Here is a 12,695-nt window from a genome sequence, read left to right on the forward strand (position 1 = left end):
CGCAGCTGCCGGAAGCCGAGGGCCGCGGTGGCTGCAGGCTCGGCTTCGCGCTACAGCCCCGCCGGCGCCTGCTCCCCCGGCGCCAGCACCAGGCTCAGCCGCTGCGTCGACCGCGTCATGGCCACGTACAGAGCGGATGCTCCGCGCGTGCTCTCGGCGACGACACCCTGGGGCGACGCCACCACGACGGAGTCGAACTCGAGGCCCTTCGCCTCGGCCGGCGACAGCAGCGCGATCGGACGGGAGAGCCCCCGCACCCCGACCCCCACGTCGTCGCCGAACCGATCGGACAGCGTCGACGAAAGCGCAGCCAGCCGCGAGGCCGGGGCGATCACCGCGGTGGTGCCGCCCTGCTCGACCATCTCGGCGACGCGGTCGCGCACCGCCTCGCCGAGCGCCGCATCCGCCGCCGTCTCGACCGCGTCGACCGGCCATTCGGTGGTGCGCACCGAGCGCGAGCGGGTGACCCGCAGCCCGTTCGCCACGGCCACCCGCTCGGCGGCGTCGACGATCTGGGAGGGTGTGCGGTAGTTGACCGTGAGCTCCTCGAGCCGCCAGTTCTCGCCCACGAGCGGCGACAGCGTCGACTCCCAGCTGGTCGAGGCGGCGGCCGAGCTGGCCTGGGCCACGTCGCCGACGATGGTGAGCGAGCGCAGCGGGGCCTTCCGCAGCAGCACGCGCCACTGCATCGGCGACAGCTCCTGCGCCTCGTCGACCACGATGTGCCCGTAGGTCCAGCTGCGGTCGGAGGCGGCGCGCTCGGCGGTGGTGAGCACCGCGTCCTGCTCGGCGAAGCCGGCCACGACGGTCTCGGCCGAGACCTGGCCGTCGACGTCCATGTTGCTGATCGCGGTGCGGGCGTTCTCGAGGTCGCGCTTGCGCTGCTGCTTCTCCGCGCGCTTCTGGGCGGCGTCACCCGGGTCGTACTCGCCGAGCAGCTCGGCCGCCTCGTCGAGCAGCGGCACGTCGGAGACCGTCAGCGCCGAGCCGCGCTCCCGGCGCAGCAGCTCGCGCTTGGCCTTCGACCAGTGCGAGGTGAGCGACGCGAGCCACTGCGGGCGGGCGTAGAGGTCGTCGAGCAGCTTCTCGGGCGTCAGCGGGATCCACGCGGTGTTGAGCGCGACCCGCACGTCGTAGGCGGTACGGATGTCCTCCCGCAGGTAGGCCAGGTCGGCGTCGTCGACGGTCGAACCGCGACGGCGCAGCTGCTCGGCGAGCTGCTTGGTGAGCTGACCCAGGAGGTTCTTCACGAACGAGACCCGGCCCTCGTTGTAGGGCTTGCCCGACTCGCGGGCCTTCGCGATGGCGTCGGCGACGGCGGAGGGCTGGAGCACCAGGGTCTCGCCGTTGATCGTCAGCGTCTGCGGCTCCTCGGGGACCCGCTGGCGCGAGCGCACGGCGCGGCGGATCAGGGCCGCCATCTCGGCGGAGCCCTTCAGGGCGGCGACGGCCGGCTCGTCGTCGACGGTGGCCTCGACGCCCGGGTAGAGCTGTCCGAGGCTCGCCAGCACGACGCCGGTCTCGCCGAGGCTCGGCAGCACGGCGTTGATGTACTGCAGGAAGGCACGGCTCGGGCCGACGACGAGCACGCCGCTCGCGCCGAGCCGTTCGCGGTGCGTGTAGAGCAGGTAGGCGGCGCGGTGCAGCGCCACCGCGGTCTTGCCGGTGCCGGGGCCGCCCTGCACGACGAGCACGCCCTGCAGTTCGGAGCGGATCACCCTGTCCTGCTCGGCCTGGATGGTCGAGACGATGTCGTGCATGCGGCCGGTGCGCTGGGCCGAGAGGGCGGCGAGCAGGGCGCCCTCGCCCTGCAGGGCGGTGCCCTCCTCGTCGAGCAGCTCGGCGTCGAAGACCTCGTCCTCGATGCGCACGACCTCGCGACCCCGGGTCGTCAGGTGGCGCCGGGCACGGGCGCCGAGCGGGGTGGCGGCGGTGGCCTGGTAGAAGGCCCGGGCCTGGGGCGCACGCCAGTCGAGCAGCAGCGGCTCGAGGTTCTCGTCACGCAGGCCGATGCGGCCGATGTAGTGGTGGGTGCTGCCGTTGTCGTCGGCCTCGGCCAGCTCCAGCCGGCCGAAGGCCAGGCGCTCGCCCACCTCGCGGAGCTGCCCGATGCGATCCTCGTACGCGCGGGCGAAGGCGTCGCGCTCCGAGCGGCTCTGGTGGTTGCCGCCGACGCTCTCGCGGCGCACGGCGGCCAGCTCGCGCTCGGCGTCGGCGCGCAGACCGTCGAGCCGCTGGTACAGCCCTGACACGTACTCGCGCTCGCGCGCCAATTCCTCGTTGACCACAGAACCTCCCGAAACCCGGCAAGCAATTCTACTCGTCGCGGGAACGTCGAAGGCCGCATCTGGCCGGAAGGAGCAGCACTCCTCCCGAGCCGGAGCGGCCTCGAGGTGGTGGCGGGAATATCACCCGCCAAGTGCGCCGCAGGGGCGGCGGCGCACAGGTGCCTACGGCACCGAAATCAAATCAATCACGAAGATCAGCGTCTTGCCCGCGAGGAAGTGCCCCGAGCCGGCCGGGCCGTAGGCCAGGTGCGGCGGGATGGTCAGCTTGCGACGGCCGCCCTCCTTCATGCCGGGGATGCCGTCCTGCCAGCCGGCGATCAGGCCGTTCAGCGGGAAGCTGATGGTCTCGCCGCGGCCCCAGGAGGAGTCGAACTCGTCACCCGTCTCGTACTCGACGCCGAGGTAGTGCACCTCGACGGTGGCGCCAGGGGTCGCCTCCTTGCCGGTGCCCTCGACGATGTCGTCGATCACGAGCGTGGTGGGCGCGGGGCCCTCGGGGAAGTCGATCTCGGGCTTCGAAGCAGTGGAATCAGTCATGACTCCATCCAAGCCCACCTGCCGATGCATGGCAAAAGCGACCGGCGTCACACGGCTCGCTCAGGTCAGCGGATGCCCGCCCGCCGCCCCGGCGAGGGCGAGACGATCGGCGAGCAGCGACTCGAGCAGCGCGGCCTCGTCATGGCGTGGTGCGGCGGTGGAGCGCCCCGCGAGCATGCGCTGCCGCACGAACGCGAGCCGCGTGGCGTCGCGGGTGAACGCCCGCATGGCGGGCTCGCCGTTGCCCGGCAGCGTGCGCGCCCAGCGGCGCGCCGCCCGCCGGCCCGCGCCGGTCGAGAGCATCTCCACCTCGGTCGGGCTGAACCAGCCCGCCGCCGCGTACTCGCTCAGCCGCGCGTGGGTGAGCCGGCGCTCCGAGCGACGGAGCAGCACGACGAAGACGATGGCGAGCACGAACAGCGGCACCTGCACCACGAAGTAGAGCAGGAAGTACCCGTCGAGGCCCTCGACCAGGAAGGTCGACCCGTTCCACAGCGCGTGCAGACCCATGGCGAGCACGAGGCCCAGCAGGAACACGGCCACCGCCGCGAACCAGTGCTTCTGCCGCACGGCGAAGCCCAGGGCGACGCCCGTGCAGGCGGTGAACATGACGTGCGCGAACGGCGACATGATGCCCCGGAGCACGAACGTGAAGCCGAGCCCCACGCCGCCCGACTCGATCAGCGACTGGCCGAAGTAGAGGATGTTCTCGGTGAAGGCGAACCCGGCCGCCACCGTCGCCCCGTAGACGAGGCCGTCGACCGGGCCGTCGAACTGCCGTCGGAAGATGATGACGAGCAGCAGCACGCCCGCCGCCTTGGCGCTCTCCTCGACCACCGGGGCCTGGATGACCGAGCTCCACAGATCGCTCGTCGTCGCCTGCCCGTCACTCGCCGTGGCGACGATCACCTGCACGCCTAGGTCGACGATCAGGGCGATCGCCACCGACGCGGCCGCGCCCCAGAGGAATGCGAACCAGAGCGCGGGCCGTGGCTCGGGCTCCCAGCGGTCGATCACGGTGATCGCCGTGATCACGACCGCCAGCGGGATGAGCGCGATGATCGCGCAGATGACCACGGCCACGGGGCCGAGGCCCAGCACGAGGTACCCGATCACCGCGAGGAAGACGAACGCCAGCACGATGATGCCGACGATCAGCAGCACGAGCGAGGCGGTCGAGCCGGTCTGCCGGCGGGCGGGCGCCCCGAGCGCCGGGAGCGGCGGCAGCGCGGCGGCCGGCCCGGCATCGGGGGCCTGAGCCAGCGCGGGGGCGGACACGGCCGACGCCGGGTGGCGGGGGTCGAAGAGTGTCACGAGCATTCCTCACGGTAGGGGATTCTCAGCGTAGCGCGAACCGGCGACACCCAGCACCCCGTTGCGCATCCCGGGCGGATGCTCCCCTGGCGTGCCCGCTCAGTACACCCTGCCGCTCAGTACACCTTGCCCGGGTTCATGATGCCCAGCGGGTCGAACACGGCCTTGAGGCGACGCTGCAGCTCGAGGCCGCTCTCCCCCAGCTCCCCCTCGAGCCAGCGCCGCTTGAGCACACCGACACCGTGCTCGCCGGTCAGGGTGCCCCCGAGCCGGCGGGCCGACTCGAACAGCTCGTCGGCGGCCTGCCAGACGATGTCGGGCGCTCCCTCGACGACCTCGCCGCCCGGCGCGTCGACGAGCGCCGGCGGCACCACGAAGTTCGGGTGCAGGTTGCCGTCGCCGGCGTGCGCCACGGTGGGGATGTCGAGCCCGTATGCCGCGCCGATCCGCTCGATCTCGGCGAACATCGCCGGCAGCGCCGAGCGCGGCACGCAGATGTCCTCGATCAGCACCTCGCCGAGCACCTCGAGCGCCGGGTGCATGCTGCGCCGGAACGCCAGCAGCTCGGCGGCGACGACCGGGTCGGCGGACTGCTCGACGCTGAACGCCCCGGCCTCCCGGAGCACCCGGGCGATGGCGTCGCCCTCCTCGGCGGCTCCCGCCCCGTCGGTCTGCACGAGCACGAAGGCCGCACCGGGTGCCCGCTCGGTCGTGCCGAGGTAGCGGGTGACCGCGGCGACGGTCAGGGCATCCATCAGCTCCATCACCGCGGGCCGCACGCGCGAGGCGGTGACCGCCGCGCAGGCCGCCGCGGCGGCGGTGAGGTCGGAGAAGAAGGCCGCGATGGTCACGAGCTGGCCGGGCGGGATGGGCCGGATGCGCACCGTGGCTCCGACGATCACGCCGAGCGTGCCCTCCGAACCGGTGAACAGCGCGGTGAGGTCGTAGCCCGTGACGCCTTTCACGGTGCGCCGCCCGGTTGAGAGCAGGCTGCCGTCGGGGAGCACCACGTCGAGCCCGAGCACGGCCTCGCGCGTCACGCCGTACTTGGCGCACATCAGACCGCCGGCGTTCGTGGCGATGTTGCCGCCGATCGTCGAGATGGCCTTGGACGCCGGGTCGGGCGAGAACGCGTAGCCGTGCGGCTCGAGAGCCTCCCCGAGCGCGGCGTTGATGACGCCGGGCTCCACGACCGCGATCTCGTCGTCGAGCGCGATCTCCAGGATCCGGTCCATCTCGCGCACACTCAGCACGATCGCACCGGGTGTCGCGGTCGCGCCCCCGGCCAGGCCCGTGCCCGCTCCGCGCGGCACGACGGACACCCGGTGGGCGCTGGCGATCCGCAGCACGGCCTGCACGTCCTCGACGCTCCGGGCCTCCACGAGAGCGAGGGCACCACCGTCGGACCACCAGCCCGAGCGGTCGGTGCGCAGCGCGTCGAGCGCCGCGGGGTCGACGATCACGCGGTCGCCGAGCTGCTCGATCAGCTGACGCAGAGCGGATGCCCCGGCCCCCGTCTCGCCCGGGCCTGCCGCCCGCGCATCCGTCACCGTGCTCATCGCTCTCCTTCTCCTGGCGCATCTGCCAGCTCGTCCATCTCGACCACGTCGATCGCCGCCGTGATCGCCTCGATGCCCGACAGGCGCGCCGGCGAGATGAGCTTCATCACCCGCTCGCGGCTCATCAGCCCGGCCTCGACGACGAGGTCGGCGATGTTGCGGTGGGTCAGCAGCGCGGTCTTCGCGAGCGCCGAGGCCGCCGTGTAGCCGATGTAGGGGGTGAGCGCCGTGACCACGCCCACCGAGGTCGACACCATCGTGTCGAGCCGGTCGAGGTTCGCCGTGATGCCGTCGATGCAGTTCACCCGGAGGGTGCGCCAGCCCTGCGTCATCCAGGCGAGGCTCTGCAGCAGCGAGTGCGCGATCACGGGCTCGAAGGCGTTCAGCTGCAGCTGCCCGCCCTCGGCCGCCATGGTGATCGTGACGTCGGCACCGGCGACCGAGAACGCGACCTGGTTCACGACCTCGGGGATGACCGGGTTGACCTTGCCCGGCATGATGCTCGAGCCGGCCTGGCGCGCCGGCAGGTTGATCTCGCCGAAACCGGCCTGCGGGCCGCTGGAGAGCAGCCGCAGGTCGTTGCAGATCTTCGAGAGCTTGATGGCCGAGCGCTTCAGCACGCCCGAGAGGGTCATGAAGACGCCGGCGTCGCTCGTCGCCTCGACGAGGTCGGCGGCGGTGACGTGCTCGAAGCCCGTGAGGTCGCGGAGGTGCCGGCAGACGGTGGCGGCGTAGTTCGGGTCGGCCGTGATTCCCGTGCCGATCGCGGTCGCTCCCAGGTTGATCTCCCAGAGCAGCGGCATCGTGTGCCGCAGTCGCTCGAGGTCTTCGGTGAGGGTGGTGGCGAAGCCGTGGAACTCCTGCCCGAGCGTCATCGGCACGGCGTCCTGCAGCTGGGTGCGGCCCACCTTCAGCACATGCCCGAACTCGACGCCCTTCGCGGCGAACGCGTCGCGCAGCTGCTCGTGCTCGACCATCAGCCGCTGCAGCGAGAAGACCATCGCGAGCTTGACCGCCGTCGGGTAGACGTCGTTGGTGCTCTGGCTGCGGTTGACGTCGTCGAGCGGGTGCAGGATGTCGTACGAGCCGAGCGGATGCCCGCCCGCCGCCAGCGCGACGTTGGCGATCACCTCGTTGGCGTTCATGTTCGTCGAGGTGCCGGCCCCGCCCTGGATCACCCCCACGACGAACTGGTCGTGGAACTCCCCGGCGCGGATGCGCTCGCAGGCGGCCTCGATGGCGTCGGCCTTGGCCTGGTCGAGCACGCCGATCTCGGCGTTGGCACGGGCGGCGGCCTGCTTCACGATGGCCAGGGCGTTGACGAGGTCGGGGTAGACGGAGATCGGCCGGCGGCTGATCGGGAAGTTCTCCAGCGCCCGGGCGGTGTGCACGCCCCAGTACGCCTCGGCGGGGATCTCGACGCTGCCGAGGCTGTCGGTCTCGGTGCGGGTGGCGCCGACCGCTTCGTCGGCTGCGGTCGGGGAAGCGGTTCCGGTGGGAACGGTGGTGGTCACGGGTGGGGCTCCATTGCTCGTGTCGTGTCGTCCCGTTCGTGGCGGGACGGCATCGACTCTACTCCGGGCTCCGTTCCCCGGGCGCTCAGCTCAACCGGCGCAGCAGCCCTCGCACGAAGCCGTCCCGACGCTCGGTGTACGGCGGGTAGACGAGCTTCATCGTGTCGGGCACGAGGCTCTTCCTGAGCACCGCCTTCTCGTGGCTGAACGTCTCGATGCTGCGCCGCCCGTGGTACGCGCCCATGCCGCTCTCGCCCACGCCGCCGAAAGGCAGTCCGGGCACAGTGAGGTGCGCGACGGGCACGCCGAAGCCGACGGCACCCGAGGAGGTCTCGGTCAGGATGCGCCGCTGCGCGACCGGGTCGCTCGTGAAGGCGTAGAGCGCCAGAGGCTTCTCGCCGGCACGGATGAACGAGATCGCGTCGTCGAGCCCCGACACCGAGACGATCGGCAGCAGGGGCCCGAAGATCTCCTGCTGCATCACGGGCGCGTCGCGGGCGACGTCGCCGAGCAGGGTCGGGGCGATGTACCGGGTGCGGTCGTCGGTGCGCCCGCCGCTCAGCACAGTGGGGCCGTCGAGCAGGCCCTTCAACCGCGAGTACTGCTTGTCGTTCACGATGCGGCCGTAGCTCGAGCTCGAGCGCGGATCGCCCTCGTACAGCTCGGCGATCGCCTCGACCAGGTGCGGCACGAGTGCGTCGGCCACCTCCCGCGTCGCCATCAGGTAGTCGGGGGCCACGCAGGTCTGGCCGGCGTTCAGGAACTTGCCCCAGGCGATCCGCCGGGCGGCGCCCGCCAGGTCGACGGTGTCGTCGACGTAGACGGGCGACTTGCCGCCGAGCTCGAGTGTGACCGGGGTGAGGTGCTTCGCGGCGGCCGTCATCACGATGCGGCCGACCGCGGCGTTGCCGGTGTAGAAGATGTGGTCGAACCGCTCGGCGAGCAGCTGCGTGGTGACCTCGACCCCGCCCTCGACGACGGCGACGGCCCGCTCGTCGAGATAGCGCGGCACCAGCTCGGCCAGCAGTGCCGAGGTGGCCGGAGCGAGTTCGCTCGGCTTCAGCAGCACCGCGTTCCCGGCGGCGAGGGCTCCGACGGCGGGCTCGAGCAGCAGCTGCAGCGGGTAGTTCCAGGGTGAGATGACGAGCACGACGCCGAGGGGCTCCAGCATCGTGGAGGCGCTCGCAGGCGCCAGGGCGAGCGGCACGGGCACGCGGCGCGGGCGCAGCCAGCCGCGGAGGTGCTTCAGCGTGTGCTGGATCTCGGCGACCACGACGTTCAGCTCGGTCAGCGCCGCCTCGGTGGGGTTCTTGCCGAGGTCGGTGAAGAGGGCGTCCTCGAACGCGGCGGAGTTCTCGTCGAGCATCCGCTTCATGGCCGTCAGCTGGGCGGTGCGCCAGCGCAGCGACCGGGTGACCCCCTCGTCGAAGCCCGAGCGCAGCACGGGGACCACGGGGGTGAGGGGCGCGATGATCGGATCGGAGGTCATGGCGACATCGTAGGTTCAGCGGTGCAGAAATGGCACTATCAGATAGATGCCGAAGAGCACCGCGCAGACGCTCAGGCCGAAGCACAAGTAGGCCAGCGCCCGGGCCCACCGGGGACGCACCGGCTCACCCGTGGCCGCGTCGAGGTGGGTGAGGCTCTGGAACCTCAGCCCGAACGAGTACAGGCTCACCACCACGGCGGTCGACACCAGCGAGGCCACCGCCACGATCAGGAACGCTCCCCAGTCGATCACTTCACGGCCTTTCGCTTGCGGCGGGTGGCTTTCGGCGTGCGCACCGCGATGGTGGCGGCGTCGACCTCGCTCAGCGCGTTCTTGGAGTCGACGTTGTTGCGCCGGGAGAGGACGAAGATCGTGACGATGACGGCGACGCCCGCGACCAGGTCGATCACGAGGCCCACCGGCCCGATGCCCACGACGAGCGCGGCGAGGGCGCCGACGACGGCCGAAGCGGGCAGGGTCATCAGCCAGCCGAGGCCGATCCGGCCCGCCGTGCGCCAGCGCACCGACGCGCCCTTCCGCCCGAGGCCCGAGCCGATCACCGAGCCCGAGGCGACCTGGGTGGTGCTGAGCGCGAAGCCGAGATGGCTCGACGCCAGGATGGTGGCGGCCGTGCTGGTCTCGGCGGCGAAGCCCTGCGCGGGCTTCACTTCGGTGAGACCGGCGCCGAGGGTGCGGATGATGCGCCAGCCGCCCATGTAGGTGCCGAGCGCGATCGCGAGCGCGCAGGTGATGATCACCCAGAACTCGGGCCCCGAGCCCGTGGGCTGCAGCCCCGACGCGATCAGTGTGAGCGTGATGACGCCCATCGTCTTCTGCGCGTCGTTGGTGCCGTGCGCGAGTGCCACGAGCGAGGAGGAGAAGATCTGGCCGTAGCGGAACCGGCCGCGGACGCCGGCCTGCGTGCTGTCGCTCGGCATCCGGGTGATCGCGTACGCCAGTCGGGTGGCGACGAAGGCGACCAGCCCGGCGACCAGAGGCGCGACGAGCGCGGGCAGGATGACCTTGGAGATGAGCACGCCGTAGTCGACGACCCCGAACCCGGCTCCCACCACGGCCGCGCCGATCAGGCCGCCGAACAGGGCGTGGGACGAGCTGGAGGGAAGCCCGAACAGCCACGTCAGCAGATTCCAGACGATCGCGCCGATCAGGCCGGCGAAGATCATCTCCGGCAGGATCTGGACGCCCCCGTCGCCCTCCTTGATCAGGCCGCCCGAGATGGTCTTGGCGACCTCGGTGCTGAGGAAGGCGCCCACGAGATTCAGCACGGCGGCCAGTGCCACGGCCACCTTGGGCTTCAGGGCACCGGTCGCGATCGGCGTCGCCATGGCGTTCGCCGTGTCGTGGAAGCCGTTCGTGAAATCGAAGAACAGGGCCAGCGCGATGACGAGCACGACGACGACGGTGAGATCCACCCTGCAACCCTATTCGTTCACCCGCCGTTCATGTTCACGGGCGATCTACGCTGGAGGCATGGCATCGCTCCCTCCCCGCGCCCGCAAGGTCCCGTTCGATCGTGTGCACCACGGCGACACCGTCTCCGACCCCTACGAGTGGCTGCGCGACAAGGAGGATCCCGAGGTGCTCGCCTACCTCGAGGCCGAGAACGCGTTCACCGACGAGGCGACCGCGCACCTCGCACCGCTCCGCCAGGAGATCTTCGACGAGATCAAGGGCCGCACCCGGGAGACCGACCTCTCGGTGCCCGTGCGCGACGGCGGCCACTGGTACTACACCCGCACGGCGGAGGGCTCGCAGTACGGCGTGCACTGCCGCGCGCCCATCGCCGGCCCCGACGACTGGACTCCCCCGTCGATCGAGCCGGGCGTGCCGATCGACGGCGAGCAGGTCGTGCTCGACGACAACGAGCAGGCCGCCGGCCACGAGTTCTACTCGCTCGGCTCCTTCGACGTCTCCCCCGACGGGCGGATGCTCGCCTACGCCGTCGACGTCGTCGGCGACGAGCGCTACACGCTGCGCATCCGCGACCTCGAACTCGGCGAGGACCTGCCCGACGAGGTCGCCGACACCTTCCCGGGCGCCGTCTTCTCGGGCGACGGCTCGAGCGTCTACTACCCCACGGTCGACGACGCCTGGCGCCCCGACACCATCTGGCAGCACGTCGTCGGCACGAGCGGCACCGATGACCAGGTCGTCTTCACCGAGCCCGACGAGCGCTTCTGGGTCGGCGTGGGCCTCACCCGCAGCCGCCGCTACCTCGAGATCGCGGTCGGCTCGAAGATCACCAGCGAGGTGCTGCTGCTCGACACCGAGCACCCAGAGGCCGGCTTCCAGGTCGTCTGGCCGCGGCGTGAGGGCGTCGAGTACGCCGTCGAGCACGCGGTGGTCGGCGGCCGCGACCGGCTGCTGGTGCTGCACAACGACCAGGCGCTGAACTTCGAGCTCGTGGCCGTCGACCCCGCGCATCCGCTCGACCGCTCGTCGTGGGAGACCGTGATCGCCCACGACGAGGCCGTGCGCCTGGAGGACGTCGACGCCTTCGCCGGCCACCTGACGATCGACTACCGGCGCGACGGCCTCACCCGCATCGCGCTGCTGCCCCTCGACGCCGGCACGACGAGCCTCGCGGGAGCCGACTTCACCGAGCTCGAGTTCGACGAGCCGCTGTTCTCGGTGGGCACCTCGGGCAATCCCGAGTGGGAGCAGCCGACCATCCGCTTCGGCTACACCTCGTTCGTCACGCCCTCCTCGGTGTTCGACCACGACATCGCCACCGGCACGTCGACGCTGCTGAAGCAGCAGGCGGTGCTCGGCGGCTACGACCCCGACGTGTACGAGCAGCGCCGCGAATGGGCGACGGCCACCGACGGCACCCGGGTGCCGATCTCGCTGGTGGCCCGGCGCGGCGTACTCGGCACCGGTTCTCCGGCGCCGCTGGTGCTCTACGGCTACGGCTCCTACGAGTCCTCGATCGACCCGTCGTTCTCGGTCGCCCGACTCTCGCTGCTCGACCGTGGCGTCGCCTTCGCGATCGCGCACGTGCGCGGCGGCGGCGAGCTCGGCCGCCACTGGTACGAAGACGGCAAGACGCTGACGAAGAAGAACACCTTCACCGACTTCGTCAGCGCGGCCGAGCGGATGATCGAGCTGGGCTTCACCGCTCCGTCGACGCTCGTGGCGCAGGGCGGCAGCGCCGGCGGCCTGCTGATGGGCGCGGTGGCGAACCTGGCGCCGCAGCTGTTCGCGGGCATCCTCGCTCAGGTGCCGTTCGTGGACGCGCTGACGTCGATCCTCGACCCCTCGCTGCCACTGACCGTGATCGAGTGGGACGAGTGGGGCGACCCGCTGCACGACCCCGAGGTCTACGCGTACATGAAGTCGTACTCGCCGTACGAGAACGTGACCGAGCAGGAGTACCCGCGCATCCTGGCCGTGACCAGCCTGAACGACACCCGCGTGCTCTACGTCGAGCCGGCGAAGTGGACGGCGCGGCTCCGCGACGTCGGCGCGCCCGTGCTGCTCAAGACCGAGATGTCGGCTGGGCACGGCGGCGTGTCGGGCCGGTACGAGCGGTGGCGCGAGGTGTCGTACGAGTACGCGTGGATGCTCGACGTGCTCGGTCGCGCGTAGCAGCGCCGCCCGGGCCGACCGGGCCGGTCGCCCGCGTCAGCCTTCGGGGAACGGCCGCAGTTCCAGGCGGCCGTTCCTGGCCATCGGATGCCGGGCTGCCAGCGCCGTCGCCTCGTCGAGGTCGCGGGCCTCGAGCAGGTCGAAGCCCCAGATCGCGTCGGTGACGCCGACGAGCGGGCCCTCGGTGACGATCGTCTCGCCCGCGCGCACCCGCACCCCGCGGGCGGTGCCCGGGTCGAGGATGTCGCCCAGCACCCGCTGCCCGGCGCTCTCGAGCTCGTCGACCCAGACGTCGACGTCGCTCTCGTCAGGCTCGACGTCGGGCGTCTCGTCGCCCATCACGAACATCAGGAATCGCATGTGAACACCGTACACATGCGGCAGG

10 protein-coding genes are annotated in these 12,695 nt (G+C 71.4%); 1 reads left to right on the top strand and 9 read right to left on the bottom strand.

The annotated features are described in order from the left end of the window. Positions 1-50 precede the first annotated feature (50 nt). The 8 genes from HQQ85_RS03870 to HQQ85_RS03905 all read right to left on the bottom strand — a co-directional run bounded on the left by HQQ85_RS03870 (position 51) and on the right by HQQ85_RS03905 (position 10,134). A complete protein-coding gene (locus HQQ85_RS03870; protein WP_173181163.1) occupies positions 51-2,288 on the bottom strand; it encodes a UvrD-helicase domain-containing protein in 2,238 nt (745 codons plus the stop codon). Between the two features lie 162 nt (positions 2,289-2,450). Beyond that, positions 2,451-2,825 carry an FKBP-type peptidyl-prolyl cis-trans isomerase gene (locus tag HQQ85_RS03875; RefSeq protein ID WP_173181164.1) on the bottom strand — a complete coding sequence of 125 codons (375 nt, stop codon included), beginning with the start codon at positions 2,823-2,825 and terminating at the stop codon, positions 2,451-2,453. Positions 2,826-2,885: 60 nt separating this feature from the next. Continuing rightward, entirely contained in the window at positions 2,886-4,139 is a 1,254-nt protein-coding gene (locus HQQ85_RS03880) for a PrsW family intramembrane metalloprotease (RefSeq protein ID WP_371741750.1), read from the bottom strand. Between the two features lie 116 nt (positions 4,140-4,255). Next, entirely contained in the window at positions 4,256-5,698 is a 1,443-nt protein-coding gene (locus tag HQQ85_RS03885) for an FAD-binding oxidoreductase (RefSeq protein ID WP_173181166.1), read from the bottom strand. Next, a complete protein-coding gene (locus HQQ85_RS03890; protein ID WP_173181167.1) occupies positions 5,695-7,212 on the bottom strand; it encodes an aspartate ammonia-lyase in 1,518 nt (505 codons plus the stop codon). Before HQQ85_RS03890 ends, HQQ85_RS03885 begins: the two co-directional genes overlap by 4 nt. Positions 7,213-7,297: 85 nt before the next feature. Then, positions 7,298-8,701 carry an aldehyde dehydrogenase family protein gene (locus tag HQQ85_RS03895; protein ID WP_173181168.1) on the bottom strand — a complete coding sequence of 468 codons (1,404 nt, stop codon included), beginning with the start codon at positions 8,699-8,701 and terminating at the stop codon, positions 7,298-7,300. Positions 8,702-8,716: 15 nt separating this feature from the next. Further along, entirely contained in the window at positions 8,717-8,953 is a 237-nt protein-coding gene (locus HQQ85_RS03900; protein ID WP_173181169.1) for a hypothetical protein, read from the bottom strand. Then, on the bottom strand, positions 8,950-10,134 hold the full coding sequence (locus HQQ85_RS03905) for an inorganic phosphate transporter (RefSeq protein WP_173181170.1): 1,185 nt from the start codon (positions 10,132-10,134) through the stop codon (positions 8,950-8,952). The genes HQQ85_RS03900 and HQQ85_RS03905 overlap by 4 nt, the downstream gene beginning before the upstream one ends. A gap of 58 nt (positions 10,135-10,192) precedes the next feature. On the opposite strand from HQQ85_RS03905, the gene HQQ85_RS03910 reads away from it, so the two are divergent. Further along, on the top strand, positions 10,193-12,310 hold the full coding sequence (locus tag HQQ85_RS03910) for a S9 family peptidase (RefSeq protein WP_173181171.1): 2,118 nt from the start codon (positions 10,193-10,195) through the stop codon (positions 12,308-12,310). Positions 12,311-12,346: 36 nt separating this feature from the next. Here HQQ85_RS03910 and HQQ85_RS03915 read toward each other — a convergent pair whose 3' ends face one another. Beyond that, entirely contained in the window at positions 12,347-12,670 is a 324-nt protein-coding gene (locus HQQ85_RS03915; protein ID WP_173181172.1) for a YciI family protein, read from the bottom strand. Between the last annotated feature and the right edge of the window lie 25 nt (positions 12,671-12,695).

This window comes from Herbiconiux sp. VKM Ac-2851, from assembly GCF_013205105.1.
In the GTDB taxonomy this organism is placed as follows: Bacteria; Actinomycetota; Actinomycetes; order Actinomycetales; family Microbacteriaceae; genus Herbiconiux; species Herbiconiux flava.